Source organism: Dongia deserti, assembly GCF_003574735.1.
GTDB classification, from domain to species: domain Bacteria; phylum Pseudomonadota; class Alphaproteobacteria; order Dongiales; family Dongiaceae; genus Dongia_A; species Dongia_A deserti.
Genome location: NZ_QORW01000011.1, coordinates 41,517 through 55,532, shown reverse-complemented (window position 1 = coordinate 55,532; position 14,016 = coordinate 41,517). Strand labels below are relative to the sequence as shown.

The 14,016-nt window shown below is 57.8% G+C and carries 16 protein-coding genes; 12 read left to right on the top strand and 4 right to left on the bottom strand.

What is annotated here, in order from left to right; all coding sequences use genetic code 11:
- Positions 1 to 217 precede the first annotated feature (217 nt).
- The 3 genes from DTX69_RS17945 (at position 218) to DTX69_RS17935 (ending at position 5,033) form a co-directional block, all read left to right on the top strand.
- Positions 218 to 799: a hypothetical protein gene (locus DTX69_RS17945; protein WP_119302933.1), complete on the top strand. Its 582-nt coding sequence runs from the start codon at positions 218 to 220 to the stop codon at positions 797 to 799.
- A gap of 363 nt (positions 800 to 1,162) precedes the next feature.
- Positions 1,163 to 4,093: an NACHT domain-containing protein gene (locus tag DTX69_RS17940; RefSeq protein WP_119302932.1), complete on the top strand. Its 2,931-nt coding sequence runs from the start codon at positions 1,163 to 1,165 to the stop codon at positions 4,091 to 4,093.
- A 358-nt stretch (positions 4,094 to 4,451) separates the two neighbouring features.
- A complete protein-coding gene (locus DTX69_RS17935) occupies positions 4,452 to 5,033 on the top strand; it encodes a hypothetical protein (protein WP_162917324.1) in 582 nt (193 codons plus the stop codon).
- Between the two features lie 60 nt (positions 5,034 to 5,093).
- On the opposite strand, the gene DTX69_RS17930 is transcribed toward DTX69_RS17935, so the two are convergent.
- The 3 genes from DTX69_RS17930 to DTX69_RS17920 form a co-directional block, all read right to left on the bottom strand.
- Entirely contained in the window at positions 5,094 to 5,618 is a 525-nt protein-coding gene (locus tag DTX69_RS17930) for a hypothetical protein (RefSeq protein ID WP_162917323.1), read from the bottom strand.
- A 14-nt stretch (positions 5,619 to 5,632) separates the two neighbouring features.
- Positions 5,633 to 6,544: a hypothetical protein gene (locus tag DTX69_RS17925; protein WP_162917322.1), complete on the bottom strand. Its 912-nt coding sequence runs from the start codon at positions 6,542 to 6,544 to the stop codon at positions 5,633 to 5,635.
- Between the two features lie 265 nt (positions 6,545 to 6,809).
- Positions 6,810 to 7,043: a hypothetical protein gene (locus DTX69_RS17920; protein ID WP_119302928.1), complete on the bottom strand. Its 234-nt coding sequence runs from the start codon at positions 7,041 to 7,043 to the stop codon at positions 6,810 to 6,812.
- 567 nt (positions 7,044 to 7,610) lie between these two features.
- On the opposite strand from DTX69_RS17920, the gene DTX69_RS17915 reads away from it, so the two are divergent.
- The 9 genes from DTX69_RS17915 to DTX69_RS17875 all read left to right on the top strand — a co-directional run bounded on the left by DTX69_RS17915 (position 7,611) and on the right by DTX69_RS17875 (position 12,903).
- Positions 7,611 to 8,300 (top strand): recombinase family protein, encoded by a 690-nt coding sequence (locus DTX69_RS17915; RefSeq protein WP_284735883.1) that lies wholly within the window; start codon positions 7,611 to 7,613, stop codon positions 8,298 to 8,300.
- Positions 8,301 to 8,530: 230 nt separating this feature from the next.
- On the top strand, positions 8,531 to 8,746 hold the full coding sequence (locus DTX69_RS17910) for a hypothetical protein (RefSeq protein ID WP_119302926.1): 216 nt from the start codon (positions 8,531 to 8,533) through the stop codon (positions 8,744 to 8,746).
- A gap of 352 nt (positions 8,747 to 9,098) precedes the next feature.
- A complete protein-coding gene (locus DTX69_RS17905; RefSeq protein ID WP_162917321.1) occupies positions 9,099 to 9,803 on the top strand; it encodes a ParB N-terminal domain-containing protein in 705 nt (234 codons plus the stop codon).
- A 102-nt stretch (positions 9,804 to 9,905) separates the two neighbouring features.
- Complete coding sequence (locus tag DTX69_RS17900; protein WP_119302924.1) at positions 9,906 to 10,085, top strand: hypothetical protein; 180 nt, start codon at positions 9,906 to 9,908, stop codon at positions 10,083 to 10,085.
- The gene (locus DTX69_RS17895) at positions 10,082 to 10,324 is read left to right on the top strand and encodes a hypothetical protein (RefSeq protein ID WP_119302923.1); all 243 of its coding nucleotides are present in this window, start codon (positions 10,082 to 10,084) and stop codon (positions 10,322 to 10,324) included. The genes DTX69_RS17900 and DTX69_RS17895 overlap by 4 nt, the downstream gene beginning before the upstream one ends.
- Positions 10,321 to 10,665 carry a hypothetical protein gene (locus DTX69_RS17890; protein WP_119302922.1) on the top strand — a complete coding sequence of 115 codons (345 nt, stop codon included), beginning with the start codon at positions 10,321 to 10,323 and terminating at the stop codon, positions 10,663 to 10,665. Before DTX69_RS17895 ends, DTX69_RS17890 begins: the two co-directional genes overlap by 4 nt.
- 65 nt (positions 10,666 to 10,730) lie before the next feature.
- Positions 10,731 to 11,357 carry a hypothetical protein gene (locus tag DTX69_RS30230; protein ID WP_162917320.1) on the top strand — a complete coding sequence of 209 codons (627 nt, stop codon included), beginning with the start codon at positions 10,731 to 10,733 and terminating at the stop codon, positions 11,355 to 11,357.
- 275 nt (positions 11,358 to 11,632) lie between these two features.
- Complete coding sequence (locus DTX69_RS17880) at positions 11,633 to 12,325, top strand: hypothetical protein (RefSeq protein ID WP_162917319.1); 693 nt, start codon at positions 11,633 to 11,635, stop codon at positions 12,323 to 12,325.
- A 269-nt stretch (positions 12,326 to 12,594) separates the two neighbouring features.
- Positions 12,595 to 12,903 (top strand): helix-turn-helix domain-containing protein, encoded by a 309-nt coding sequence (locus DTX69_RS17875; RefSeq protein WP_162917318.1) that lies wholly within the window; start codon positions 12,595 to 12,597, stop codon positions 12,901 to 12,903.
- Here DTX69_RS17875 and DTX69_RS17870 read toward each other — a convergent pair.
- Positions 12,891 to 13,937, bottom strand: a complete 1,047-nt coding sequence (locus DTX69_RS17870; protein WP_119302918.1) for a site-specific integrase — start codon at positions 13,935 to 13,937, stop codon at positions 12,891 to 12,893. The genes DTX69_RS17875 and DTX69_RS17870 overlap by 13 nt on opposite strands.
- Positions 13,938 to 14,016: the final 79 nt, after the last annotated feature.

Sequence of the window (14,016 nt, the reverse complement as noted above, 5' to 3'; positions counted from 1 at the left end):
GGGCGAAGGGATTCGAACCCTCGACCCCAACCTTGGCAAGGCGATCTATAGCACCCTGGGAGCGTGAAAACCACGGATTTCTGCGGGGTTAGCAGGACAGGAGGGGACGCCAGTGGACTGGGAGTCCCCACAAAAGTCCCCACAGCCGGGTCACGCCTGCCCCCCTGTTTTGCTATAGCTTAAGATTACTGTCGGGCAGACTCGGGGCGGGGGAAACATGGAAGACGACAAGAAGGCGGGCAAACCCAGGCCGCTTAGCTCGTGGTTGTGCCTTTGCGCGGCCATTGTGTTTTTTCTCTTAGCACCGGGATCGGTGCTCCTTTTGCTTTACGCGCACGTCCCTGACGACTTGATGAAGGTTTGGGACGATAGGAGGCTGGACACATGGCTGGGTCTAGTCGTTTTCCTTTCTGTCACACTGGGGCCACCCTTCTTCTTGGGAGTTATTGGACTGGTGTTTTATGCGCAAGGGCAAATCCTAAACGCCACCGTATACTACGGTGGGCAACTCAAGGGTTTGGAAAGGGCAAAGACCGCGCTCGAACAAGGCCTGTCGAGTTTGATGACGATTGAGAAGGACTATCGAGAAAAGTTTAGCGCATACGAGCGACTACAAACGCAGCTCGGAGACTTGCAAGCACTCAAAGGCGTTGACACCAAAGAGCTTCAGAGAAAACTCAACGCGATCGCGCTGGCCAGCCGCCATAAGGTCTGGTTTGAGCGCATATGTGGGTTTCTCGTCGGCATCGTCACATCGCTACTTGCAAGCTACATATGGGATTGGCTGAGCAGACACTAGCTGCGAAGGTCCCAACGTTCCCCACCCGGACGGCCGTTGATTCGAAGCCATGATGCTCTCTGCGCAATTTTGCTGAATCCATCTTGCGTCATAATAATATTTAGTTGCAATAAAGGCAGAAGGCATTTCGAAAGATCGTTCAACGCTCTTCCCGCTCGCAAAGAACCGGGGAAACTTAATAATCCTCATTAGTTAGGGCGTCTCAGGAGCGCGCGAGAGGACGGGAGCCCCACAGGAAGCAAACTCGAACGCGGAGTTGCTCGCCCACGGGCGCGCAGGAGTAGAATACAACCTTGCTAGCCGCAAACCGCACCCGCCCCTGGCACTTGTGGAAGCAACGGTTAAAGGCACAGAGGGGGATAGATGATCACCGCATCCGCTCTTGCTCAATCAATTGGGAGTCGACTCGCGTGGGCAGGATTGGCACGCGTCTTCGATGAAGGTCGGTTCGCTCTACTCATCCGAGGTGCGTACAAGGGGACTACTCGGGCGACTGTCGTTGATCGATTGGCGAAAGAGCTTGAACGCGCCATTGGTAACTCTGGGGATCTCACTGAACCCGTAGGCGCATTCCTCGAAGCACTCTCACAATCTGGACTGATGGCCAGCATGTGTGAAGCGGCAGCGCTCTACCCGCTCGAAGTCTCAGGTTCCGTCCACGTGCACGAAGGGCAATTGGCAGCGTTCATCGCCTTGTACAAGCAATACGTCAAAGACGACGAAGCAGCCGCGAGGAATTGGTACGAACGAATCGCCAGGGCCTTGGCCACCGTACTCTATAGATCGAACAGGAAGGAACTCTCTCAATTCGTTGATGAGGCGTCTCAACGAGAGATGATGGCTCGCCTCAATGAAATTGATCGGCGTTTGCAGGACCTCTTTGTTGGTCAGAAGGGTAAGCCTGCTGAGCTTGCAGACGCGACGCGCATTGGCTCCGCTGAGATTGAAGCTGAGGTTCGGGAGGTGGCCAACAGATTGCATACTCGGTATGCGGAGGTACCCGTATACGGGCCTGATATGAGGCAACGTTGGGCAGACATTGAAGAGATTTTCATCCCGTGCAAGCTACGCCGCCAACGCGCAACGGAGTGGCTTTCCGGCTCATTCAAACTCGGTTCCAATTGGGCGAGCTTTCCAAAACTCCCCACCCATATGCGCATATCGGATTTCACCTGGGGAACAGGTACTACCGCCATCCTCTCCGGGGTCTTCTCCGAAAACTTCGCCGTACATGACACCTTGCTGGCACCAGAGGACCTTGAAACGCACGTTAATCGAGCGGTAGTGCTTGGAAATCCGGGTGGAGGAAAATCAACTCTCGTTCAGTACGTTGCGTTCCGGTTGTGCAAGCTCGCTAGGGATGGGAAAGGCCGTCTTCCCATTGTCGTTACTATCCGAGATTACGAGAAAGCCCTAGATCGGCGGTCATCGCTGACTTTGGAAGAGTTTATCGTCGAATGTCTCGGCACTGCTGTTACGCGACCGGTTTCAAGCGCTGTGGTGCGAAACCTTCTTGGTTTTGGTCGGGCAGTGCTCATTTTCGACGGTCTAGACGAAATTATGAATCTCGGCAGGCGTAATCGGTTCGTGGATGATGTGCGGGTACTCTGTGACGCCTATCCCCTCTGCCCTGCAATAGTGACCTCGCGCGTCGTTGGATACGAGCGAGCACCTCTGCCCAAGAGTTTTGCGGTATATGAGCTCCAAGAACTGACACTTGAACAGTCTCAGCAATACTTTAGGAAGCTAACATCTGTTATCAACGACGTGCCCCAGTCTAACCTCGACAAAGAAAGCGCCGACTTCACATCGAAGACCGCTAGAGCCTCTGACCTAGTATCGAATCCCCTTATGCTGGCGCTCATGACTTGGCTGTATCATGAGCGGCGCGGCGAAATGCCAGCAACCAGAGCACGACTGTATCGAGCATGCGCGGAACTACTGTTCGAGCAGTGGGACAAGCGGCGAAACATCGATTATCCCGGATTGCCGGAGTCTTTCGAGGTCTCACGGCTCCTTCCGGCGCTTGCTTGGGAGATATTCCGAAATGAAAATTTGTCTGCCTCGGTAGAGCGAGAATGGCTCCGATCTAGCATCGAAGCGTTCCTTCGAAAGGAGTATGATAAGGACAGAGAGAATAGAGCGCGAAAAGATGCCGGCGCCATTATAGAGTTTATTACGGGACGAGCCTGGGTTTTGACTGATGCAGGACCAGGTCTCTATCGATTCACTCATCGAACTTTTCTTGAGTACTTCTTCTCGAGAAGTTTGAACGATCGAGCAGAATTGGTCAGTGAGTTATTTGAGCTAGTTAAGGCAGGCGTCTACGACGGGACTTGGATTGTTCCTGCGGGACTTGCTTTGGACGAACGCGTGGCGAGCAGAACGCCTGCGGCCGAGCAGGTGGCTTCTAGCATCTGCCAGCTAATCGACGAAGCTCCTCAGGAAGCAAAGGGGACAGCGGTCTCCTTTGGTGTAGATGCACTGGAATATCTTTCTGGGGCGTCGGAAGCAGGTGTTCGAGCCATTGTTAGCGCCATTCTGCGGGCTGTTCCTACCGGACCGACTGCGGAGGCTCTATTAAGGTCTTCCAACAAACGTAGAACGGTGCTGCTTGATACCTTGGCGTCCTTCATCGCAGGCAAGCTCGGCAACCGAGAGGGCGAAGTCACAGGTCATTTTGCGGATTGGTTAGAGTTCCTTCCCGGCTCAACGGAAATACGAGAAGCTGTACAAAAGAAACTGCGTGCTCTGCCGAGCACCTATGCAGATGAAGACGTGACCCTCGCAAAGATACGCCTCGATCTGCTTGGATCGCATTACCAAGAGGCGGCTCGGAATGGCGTCGGTCTTTGGGACAGCGCCATCAGAATATATGGACGCGTAAATGCCGTTGCTGTGGACGTGTGCAAGTGCCTTGAGCAACTGCGTGCCGTGGCCGCGGGGACTGACGTTGAAACCCTTCCCTACGCAAAGTTCGCTGTGGCCCTCTCGAAAGCAGTTGAAGCTGAATCGGGAATGGCCTTCTTGCCACCAGCACCGCTTGCCGACCGCAAACTTCCTGAGGGGTTCTCGCTGACCGATTTGATCGAGGAGAGTTCTGAGGAAATTGGTTTTGCTGCGCTAGTTTGTGCAGCAATACTGCGCGATGTTGCGGAGGTCTATCCCGAAGGACACTCGTTCGGCGTGGATCTCGCTGCAAGCCTAGCGAATGCGAGAAGCCAGATGTTCTTATCGCGACTTGGTGGGCCGACAAGGCGGATCGTTAAAGCTAGAACGAAGTCGGACAAGTAGAAGCGACCGACACGTATAGGCGATGGCTCGAGAAATCAGGCAGCACGTTTCAGGAGCCAAGTGATTTCGCGGCAGCCGATTCGCGGGCCGATGCCATGCGGGGCATGCTGGGCGCATGCTTTAGGCGAAAGTGGGGACGGGCTGCGTGGGCGAAGCAAAGAGAGCTAGGCGACTTCGAGAACATCTTCTGACCAGCTGTCCCCACTGTGTCTTCTGTGGCGGAGTTGAACTTGCGACAACGATTGATCATGTCCCTCCAAGGGTCATGTTCGATGCACGCCATCGGCCGAAGGGGATGGAGTTCTCTGCCTGTGGAGCGTGCAATGACGGGAGCCGAAAAGCCGAGCTAGTCGCAGGTATGATGGCCCGGTTGTTTCCCGATCCAGCACCGGGTTTGCTGGAAAACGAGCAGGATGCCATCTTTAGGCACGTGAACAACAACATACCAGGGCTGCTCGAGGAACTTCAGCCCAACGTTCGCCAGAAGGTGCTGTTCAACGCGCAACGGTCTCAAATGCCACGAGGTGCCGCGGGAGTACTGAACGTTGGAGGGCCGATACTCAATGACGCCATGATGAGATTTGGTGCGAAACTCGGGATGGCTCTTTTCTATCATGACCTTGGCAAAATCTTGCCGCCGGATGGTGCGGTTTTCGTTCGCTGGTACTCAAACTACGACGCCTTTACAGACGGTCTCCCAACGGAGGTTCTGAGCTTAATGGGACAACCAAGTTCTCTTGAGCAAGGAAGGTGGACAGTGGCGAACCAGTTTCAGTTTGGCCGAGTGATTCCACTGGAGCGCACGATGGCCGCCCACATGGTCACGTTCCGGCAGTCTTTTGGCATACTAACGTTTGCGGCCGAGCATCATTGGCACATGGATCGAGCGCCTCAAGATCATGTGTTTCGGCCAGGGTGTCTACGCACTGGAACACATTGAGGCACCATGCCCGGCCCTGATGCTCGCTGTCGTTGACGCGGCTGATCGGCTATGGGCTGCTTACGAAGTCAGGATAGCTCGGACCTTGACGTGGAAGTCCTCCACGACCGCGAAGCAGACGTCGTAGAACTTCAGCACCGTTGGAAGGTGTTCATCGCCCATGATGACGCCATGCGGTGCGATCTTGGCGTTCACCTTTTTGCCGTCAGCCTGTGTCCACGTCTTGTCGACGACCTGGAGAACCGGATAGCGTTGATCGGGCTTCTTCACCCACACCCCGTGAACAAGTTGATTGCGCTCGTCGTCAGCGGTCTCAAGCATTTCCTTGAAGCTGGTAGGCGCTCCTTTGGGTTTGCTGAGCTTGATGTCCTTATCCTGGGCGCGCAGCAAGTCTCTCACCAGCTCGGGGTAGTCGGCCAAGCGCCTAGCAATTCGCAGCACGCGGCCCCTCTTGTGGTCGATGCCTGCGACCTCGTAGACGATGTCTCGCAGCCGCTGCTCAAGGCTCGCGTGCGCGACAACGATCTTCCCGATGTTGATGTTGAAGGTATCAGGGAGATCGGTGGTCCTTGGAAACGATTTCATGGCCTCTCGCTCCGTCACCACTTCAGGCTCAACAGTATGCCCAGTAAAAGTCCGGCTACGACCCAGACCGCGATCCTCAATGAGGATAGCAGCTTCACCAGCCGAGCATCGGCGATCACCACTGGCTGAGGCGGCTGACCATCACTCACGACCCTTTCGGTTATTGCTTCGTCGTAGTCCTCTTCGACGGGCTGAGGTGCTTTCGCGAATTTGATCTTGCGCACCAGTGTCAGTTCGGCCTCTCCGACCTGTCCCAACCTATTGGGATCAATCTGGCAGCCGTCCGGAATTTCGACCTTATGATACTTGGCATCTCTCGTCAGAACCTTGACCGAGTTGGTGGTGATAGACGGCGACCACTCCGAATAGAAGCCATGCACGCGCCCGACGCGAAAAGTCGCTTCAGTTAGCTGCCCGGCGGTGATCTTCCCGGCGTACTTATCGAACGTTTCCGGGCGCACTAGCAAATGGAAGAGAACTGTATCGTCCGTAGTTTCATCCCGAAAATCATGATCGGTGGTGTAGCTCACAGATCCCCAAGCTCTGCAGGTTTCTTCCTCTTTCCCGGCGGGCAGCTTCTCAATCGACAATTCAAAGTCTGAGATAATCCTGTCGGTCCCGAACATCGAGTAGCGGGTCTTATAGTCGCCATGCCGATCCCACGGGACGCCAGCATTCAGTTTCGCTCGAATTACCTGCTTCCCGTGCAAACCCTTCTTCTCGATCTCGTCCTCGCTCGCCTCGTAAGTCGTCACGTCGATTAGCCTGAGTTCGCTCACCGTGAAGTAAAGAGTCCATCCCCAGGGCATCTGATCGCTTCCGATCTGCTTACCAGCAGCGTCGAACTCTTGAAGAGACCACGTATAGAGATTGCTGAGCTTTGAAACCGGGCTAAGGACCACCCGTCGATCCAGATGATATTCCACGACCGCCTCCCCAAGACCCCCGCAAGTTAAGCCACAATTTAAGATCGTGGGGAAGCGGGTGACGCCGCTAATCGGCGTGGGGCTGCCAATAATGCGTAACTAGTGGTCATCGAGATCAGGGATGAATCGCTTGCGGAAGTTGATGATGGCGCGCGCCACGATCATCCGCTGTAGTCGGGCGTCCTGCTGGATCGTCCACAACTCCCAGACAGATGATCAAAGCCTTCTCCCAGTCGGCGGTGCTGCCCCAATCCATGATGGTCTCCTAGCTTTCAGCCTTCCAGCGTCGATACTGGCCGATGAGGTTGTCGTAGAGCGCCACGTCCTGCTCCAGCCGATTGCGCAGCTCCAGAGTGGCCTTGCGATAGGGATCGTCGTTGAGGCCTTCCATGAGTTTCAGGACGTTGCTCATCCGGCCGATCTTCTCGATCACCTGGAGACGATCCTGTTCGTAGCCACTGATCCATTCGTCAATCTGCGCCGCTAAGAACTTGCCCATGATCCCCTCCGATCTGGTGTGTCCGATTTGACTACTCTAGGAGCACTTCAGGATGCTTTGGCGCAAAAAATCCGAGAGGGCATATCGCTATACCGTTCCCGCCGTTTCCCCCCGCATAGGTGGGGCCGGGGGCATGGTCCGCAAAGATGGCCGGGGCGGGGCACCATACAACAAGCTGCGGGACAGCCACCGGGGCTGCACGGCATAAGGGCACCAGGCCCGGAGTGATCACGCCACCATGGCTGCATCTCTGGAGAACGAGGCGCACAACTCGCAGCCAGTTCGTCGGACGCAATGGTGCTGGCGCTGCAAGAGGCCTGGGGGACGAGCAGACTGATGAAGGATAGGCGCTTGGAAGTCTCATTGCGCCGAGGCTGAGGAAAACCGCCACACTGCGGTGGAATCTTTGGGGGCGACGAGCAGGCCGCTGCGACAAACCTTGCGTCAATCCGCCCGAAACCCGCAGGAATCCGCCACTGGTCGATGGATTATGAATCCCTTGAGGCTTGTACAACGCCTCCGGGGATGCGATGTCATCATGCACAACGGTCGTTGAGGAAGATGACAATGGCACAGGCAGCGGGCAAATACGTGGCGTATCTGCGGGTCTCCACAGGGCGGCAGGGCCGGTCGGGGCTTGGGCTAGAGGCGCAGCGGGAGACCGTGAAGCAATTCGTGGCGCAGCGTGGCGGCGTCATCATCGCGCCGGAGTATGTCGAGGTGGAGAGCGGCAAGCGGGATGATCGGCCGGAGTTGGACAAGGCGCTGGCACGATGCAGGCGGACAGGCGCGACACTGGTGGTGGCCAAGCTGGACCGCCTCAGTCGCTCGGCTGCCTTCCTGCATAAACTGCGGGACACAGGCGCGCCGTTCATTGCGGCAGACCTACCGGAGGCCAACACGCTGACCATTGGTGTCATGGCATCGCTGGCACAGCATGAACGCGAGATCATATCCCGGCGCACCAAGGAAGCCCTGTCAGCGGCCAAGGCGCGTGGGAGGCGATTAGGAGGGCTACGGGCGGGTGCTGCGGATATCGCAGCCCAGGCAGGGGCCGCGGCCAAAGCCCGCGTGGCGAAGGCTAATGAGTCTGCGGAGCTACTTCGGTCGCCACTTGAGGTGATGCAGAAGGAAGGCTTATCGCTGAACGCCATGGCCGCACGGTTGAACGCGGAAGGCGACCTAACACCACGCGGGAAGGCGGGCGGGTGGACGGCAACAGCGGTGCGGCGGGTGCTGGCGCGGCTCGATGCTTGAAATGTTCGCGTGTCTGTTTGGCTGGCTTACCCTTGCTATTTGGGAATCCCCACTCTGCGCCAGACGCATATGTTGCGGGGGAATTGCGACAACCGGACGCTAAGCCATTGAGGCGACTCAGGCACACAGGATTTACAATCCCTTGTTGTCCGATGCCCCTTGTTGACGCCTGATTCGTTCGCCGCTTATTGGATAGCTCCCTTCAACGCGCAACACAGGGAGCGCACTTCATGACCAACATTAGTTCCACCATCTGGCACGGCTTTGACTTCCTCGGCTTCTCAGTCGCGGGCAGTGTTGCCGAGCGCATGTCGCCGCATTGGCCGCTGTTCGATTGCTGGATTGTTCGTGGGGAACTGTTCGTCCGCTTCGGCCGGCGGGAGGTGGTCATTACGCCGCCATGGTGGCGTAGCGCCAGCGAGCGGGAGAAGGGGCGGGGGAATTAGGCGTTCCCCTAGGCCGGGGAATTGTCCCCCCTCCTAGATAACACACCGTCTTACCTTGCCTCCTAGGCCACACGAAACACATGAGGTTACACACCTCGCGCAACAGCCGAGCAGCGACGGGTTTTGATTTGGGGGCCATCCTAGATAATCCAACAGCGATCAAACCCCCGTTCTTAGAGCAGGGAGCGATTTTTCCCCTCTCCTAGGCGGACACATCGTGTGCCACACCAAAGTCCCCCTTCTAGAACTACCCGACCAACGCAAAGCGGCTCCGCAGGGAAACCTCGGGGCCGTTTCCTTTGGTGCCTCACTCGGGGCGCCCCTTAGCAACAACATCAGAAGCACCATGACGATGAACGATCAGCCGCAGAGCGGCACAGAGACAATCAAGCTATCCAGCCTTGTCATCAATGACGCCTTCCAGATCAGGCTAAAGCTCGATCCAGCGACCATTGAGCGATACCGCCAGAGCTATAAGGCGGAGGTTCCGATGCCGCCCATCAAGGTTGCCCTGGTGGATGGCGCACCTGTGCTTGTTGATGGCTTCCATCGGGTGGAGGCAATGAGGCGCGCCGGGATCTTCAACACCGAGGCCATAGTCACCAAGGCCAGCCGCACAGAGGCGCGGTGGATCGCAGCGGAAGCCAATCTGACACATGGGTTGCCACTGAAGGCGCGAGAGGTGCGGCTTGTGTTCAAGGCTTATGTGCGCGCCAGGAAGCACTATGACGGCAAGGCGCAACTCAAATCGTATCGAGCGATGGGCCAAGAGCTTGCGCGCCCTTTCAGCACCATAAGGAACTGGATGCGGCAGGATTTCCCCAAGATCGCTGCGCAGTATTCAGGCGAACACCTTGGGCATGCTGAGGGTGGGCTTCAGGAGCAATCGAAGGTCAGCCTTCAAGTAATCGCGATGCAGCATCTGGACAGCGCCTTGGCGGCGATGCGCGGCATTACGTGTCCAAGAGAACGGGCGCCTGTAATGCAGCGGATACAGGACTTGCAGAAAGAGGCACCTGAGGTCGGACCTTGGACACCTGAGGATGAGGACTTTTAGCGCCCCCGTGCAATTTGCACGCACAGGCATCAAAAAGCGAACCAAGCACCTGATCACGAACGACTTTTCATCAATCCCCGAACCGAACTGAGAAAGCTGCAAATGCAAAGTCTCAAGATCATGCCGCCCAACCAAGAAGCCGACGCCGTGCGTGAAGCACTGGCAAAGGTCGAACTATTTGGGAAGGTTCTGCGGCAAATCACCTGCCCCGAGACGCGAAGCCGAATAGCCCAGCGCGCGGAGCAACTCATCAACCAACTCCACAGGGAACTACCTGAATGAGCAAACACTTTCCTCTGGTCCCAGGCGTCTCGCGCACTGTGACCTTTCTCGATTCCAAGGCACAGGCGGACCTTGCCCAGTGCATGGCGGTAGGCGGCGACATTGTCGGTCGGCCCATTCCGCGCTCCGCACTTATCCGACGCGCCCTGGCCCTCTTGGCAGGCCATCTTGACGGCATCGTGACTCCGGCACAGGTGCAGGCCGAGCGAGCCTCGCTGGTTACGGTCCTACGGGGATGAGCGAGAACGCGGTCAGGTCCACCGATGATGAGCGCCGAGAGGTGCTGCATCGGATATGGCTGGCCCAGGCCAAGGCGTTGGCGCAGACGCTTGAGAACACTCCGGCGGACGAGTTGCAGGCCGCGACCTTAAACGTCGCCCGGCAATTCCTGAGTGACAATGGGATCACGACGGACAGCCTCAAGCTACAGACAGGCGAGGTGCCGCATTGGAGCGACGTCTTGGCCGGCTTGCCGAGCGCGGACGAACTGGACGAATTGAACCAAGACAGTCCCGCGCTGCCCGCACCAGAGTGGCCCGACGCTGCGATGGACCGGCCAGCAGTATGTCGGAACACATAAAGGCGGTGATCCGGCGGAACAAGGCGCGCGGCAGGCGGTGCGAGGTGCCGGGATGCTATCTCCCTGTGCAGAAGATTGGGCGGCTATGCGAGCGGCATGACGGGACGGAACAGCGGACGGGCCATCACTCCGGCCATTCAGTCCGCGTCAAGGAGTTGGCGCCCTACCTCAAGGACGCTTCGCGCTACATCAAGCAGCACCAGCACCACCCGGCGATAGCCGAAGCCATCCGGCGCACTGCCGAGCTGGTCTATGGCAGCCGTCCGCGCAGCGTGGGGCAGCGGCACAACGCGACACCACATGAGCGCATATACGGCTGGCTTGACCGGTTGGAACACGCTGCGGTGCCGGCGGAGGAATTGCTGTCCATCGTTGCAGCCATGTTCTTCTATCGGGAAGATCAGCCCAACGCCTTCCGTTCCGACCGTCATTTCCGCCATCAGCTTGTCCTGCGGTTTCTGCGAAAGGCTCCCGCTCCTGTCGCCGCACGCTGGCGAAGTGGGGAGGGGGGCCGACGCTACGACCGCATAACAGTCGCAACTCGCGACCTACTTGCAACGAAACTGGAGAACACAATTGGGCTGGTGTCTCTCCGTGTGGCGATGGTCTTGCACCAAGCCAGGAACCCCTACAGTCCTGAACAAAATGCGGCGGTCAGAACACCGCTGCCAACATCCAAGGAAACAGAATGACACACGTATCAAGTATCGATCTTGCCGGAGCCATGAGCAATTCCGCTCAACCCGGCCAGCCCGCTCAACCGCAGGCGCGTAGCTATGACGACAACCGCGTCGCCCGAGCGATCGGACAACCCGATGGCACTTTCGAGTATCGGATTGAAGGAGCGCAGCGCATCAACAACGCCGATGCCGTGAAAAGCGACAGTGACCCTTGGGAATGGGCCATGCACCCGCAGACTAAGAGCCGCTTGGCATCGCACCAGGTGACAGGCGATAGCATCATCCGTATGAACGGCGCGGAGTTGACGGTTGATCAAGCGCGCGCGATGGGCTGGCTAACGCGCCCTAATCAGGGCGGCACCACACAGGCAGCAGTAGCGCCACAGGGTGTCGCCCAAGAACCGGAACAGCAGCCGCAGCAAAAGCCGTTGCATCCTGACTTGCAGACGGAAGCCGTGAGCCGCGAGGCGGAGGAAGTATTCTCCGATCTGAATGCTTACACGAGCGCCTTGACGCGTGTGGCAGCGGTGCGGGAACTGACGACGGATGGCGAGATCAGCGAACAGCGGATGGCGGACGCGGCCTCGCAGATGGGCGTTGAACCGGCCAAGGTGCAGGCGATGGTCGATACGTTACGGCCGGAGCTTGAGGCACAAGCGAACAATGCCGCCTCTCAGCTTGGCGTTGATCCGGCAGACGTGTGGGAGTGGGCATGGCAGGCGAAGCCACTGGAGATGCGCGAAGCGGTTGACCGGCAGGTTACTCTCCGCAACACCCATGGCTATCAGAAGCTCGCCAAGCATTACCTCCATAACCTCGACACTATCGACCCTGGGATGATCCTGGAGGCGGAAGTGATCGGCGGCACCGCGTCTCGTGGCAGCGATGGTCGAATCATCCTGACGACTGCCGATGGCCGGAGCATGACGTGGCAGCAGTGGCTGGCGACGGGCGGCAAGCCGGAGCGCGTGCGGCGATGACTGACACCTCAGACCGTCCAGGGGTGAAGCGTGTTCATGCGGCAATGTTGCTGCACGTATCACTCGGACAACTCAACGCCTTGAAGTTGCGCCGATGGCACGATGGGCGGCGCATCCTCTATGACGCGGAACAGGTCGTGGCACTTGTGAATCTCCGCGAACATTGGCTGCGGCTCGACAATAACGCGCCCTCTTTGTAACGAGGCGTGACACCCCTCGCTTCCGGACTGATCATCTGGAGGCGGGGGGTTTTTGTTTCAGAAAGGACAATGTCGGAACAACCAACGCTCTCACGGGCTGAGGCGAGTTCCTTCCTGGGTGTCTCGATCCGAACGATTGACCGGCTCGGGTTGCCCAAGGTGAAGATTGCACGGCGAACCGTCTACCTGCGGTCCGACCTGTTCACCTACCTGGAAGCAAACCGCATTCAGCCAATCGCTACACCGACCGTGGAACCATCGCGGGAGGTGATCAAGGCGGCAGTTACGGGCATCGCCGCCAAGATCAAGAACAAGAACACCGGGGAAGACCCGGAGGCCCGCTATCGTCGCCGCATGGCGATGCTTCAAGCCGCCTGATCGAGAACCGCAACGGCGCTCTCAAGCTGTTCCTGCACCAGATGCGCGTAACGCTCCGTCATTCGGACGGAACCGTGCCCCATCAGTTTCGACACATCATAGAGAGGCACCCGCTTCTTAATGAGCTTCGAAGCGTAGGTGTGGCGTAAGTCATGGATGCGCAACCCATCCAGCTTGGCGGCTGTCCTGGCTGTCTCCCATGCCTTCTTAGGGTCGGCGAACGGGACAGCCTTCTTTGCCCCTGGCGCCTTCCACAGGAACACTCGGGATTGCTTCTTAAGACCCTTCGGCCGCAGGCGGGTTAGCATCGCGGCGGTGCGGGAGGGCAACGGCACGGTGCGCGCTTTGCCGTTCTTGGTGTTGGTGAAGGTGACCGATGAGCGGCCATCCTTTACGAGGCTCACGCGATCCCAAGTGAGCTTGACCCCTTCGTCATGGCGCGCTCCGGTATCGAGATAGAATTGCACCAAGTTGCGGAGGTATGCCGGGCAGGCTTTCAGCAGCCGCTTTTCTTCGTCCTCAGACAGGAACCGCTCGCGGGCATCATTGGCAGTGAAGTTCTCAATGATCGGCTCACGCGCCAAACCGCCAGCCTTGAAGGCAGCGTTGAGAACGGCGCGGAAGATGTTGAGGATGCGATTGGCACTGTTGGGCTTGATCCCGGTGGCGAGAAGATGCTTCCGGTATTCCGCGATCTTGGCGGGAGCGATCACCTGGGACAGCAGCGCATCGGTGCCGAAGTATTCCTCCATGCGCTTGATGCGGCCAAGGTCGTCCTTCGTGCCGGAGCGCATCGTGCCATCGGGGTTGCGACGGCGGATGTTAATGTTGGTCGTCGTGTAATGGTCCGTCGCTTCTCCGAAGGTCATTGCCTTCGTGCGACCGAGCATCACCTGTTCATGCAACTCCCGGCGCAGCTTGTCCTCAAACTCCTCCGCCAGCTTCTTTTTGTCGGTCCCGGTGGATTCGCGGATGCGCTGGCCCTTGTAGACAAACTCGGTCCAGTAGATGTCGCCACGCTTGAAAACACTCATAGAGAAGCACTCCCCACAAAAGTCACCACAATGTCGGCGCCTAGGATGGGGAAGGCTTTGCAGACCTTCGCTAACACTC

What these genes read in the sequence shown, in the direction of transcription:
- DTX69_RS17905 (WP_162917321.1), top strand. Translation starts at nt 9,099, where the DNA reads ATGAACGATCAGCCGCAGAGCGGCACAGAGACAATCAAGCTATCCAGC.
- DTX69_RS17920 (WP_119302928.1), bottom strand. Translation starts at nt 7,043, where the DNA reads ATGGGCAAGTTCTTAGCGGCGCAGATTGACGAATGGATCAGTGGCTAC.
- DTX69_RS17945 (WP_119302933.1), top strand. Translation starts at nt 218, where the DNA reads ATGGAAGACGACAAGAAGGCGGGCAAACCCAGGCCGCTTAGCTCGTGG.
- DTX69_RS17880 (WP_162917319.1), top strand. Translation starts at nt 11,633, where the DNA reads ATGAACGGCGCGGAGTTGACGGTTGATCAAGCGCGCGCGATGGGCTGG.
- DTX69_RS17900 (WP_119302924.1), top strand. Translation starts at nt 9,906, where the DNA reads ATGCAAAGTCTCAAGATCATGCCGCCCAACCAAGAAGCCGACGCCGTG.
- DTX69_RS17910 (WP_119302926.1), top strand. Translation starts at nt 8,531, where the DNA reads ATGACCAACATTAGTTCCACCATCTGGCACGGCTTTGACTTCCTCGGC.
- DTX69_RS17895 (WP_119302923.1), top strand. Translation starts at nt 10,082, where the DNA reads ATGAGCAAACACTTTCCTCTGGTCCCAGGCGTCTCGCGCACTGTGACC.
- DTX69_RS17890 (WP_119302922.1), top strand. Translation starts at nt 10,321, where the DNA reads ATGAGCGAGAACGCGGTCAGGTCCACCGATGATGAGCGCCGAGAGGTG.
- DTX69_RS17940 (WP_119302932.1), top strand. Translation starts at nt 1,163, where the DNA reads ATGATCACCGCATCCGCTCTTGCTCAATCAATTGGGAGTCGACTCGCG.
- DTX69_RS17870 (WP_119302918.1), bottom strand. Translation starts at nt 13,937, where the DNA reads ATGAGTGTTTTCAAGCGTGGCGACATCTACTGGACCGAGTTTGTCTAC.
- DTX69_RS17935 (WP_162917324.1), top strand. Translation starts at nt 4,452, where the DNA reads ATGATGGCCCGGTTGTTTCCCGATCCAGCACCGGGTTTGCTGGAAAAC.
- DTX69_RS17915 (WP_284735883.1), top strand. Translation starts at nt 7,611, where the DNA reads ATGGCACAGGCAGCGGGCAAATACGTGGCGTATCTGCGGGTCTCCACA.
- DTX69_RS17930 (WP_162917323.1), bottom strand. Translation starts at nt 5,618, where the DNA reads ATGAAATCGTTTCCAAGGACCACCGATCTCCCTGATACCTTCAACATC.
- DTX69_RS17875 (WP_162917318.1), top strand. Translation starts at nt 12,595, where the DNA reads ATGTCGGAACAACCAACGCTCTCACGGGCTGAGGCGAGTTCCTTCCTG.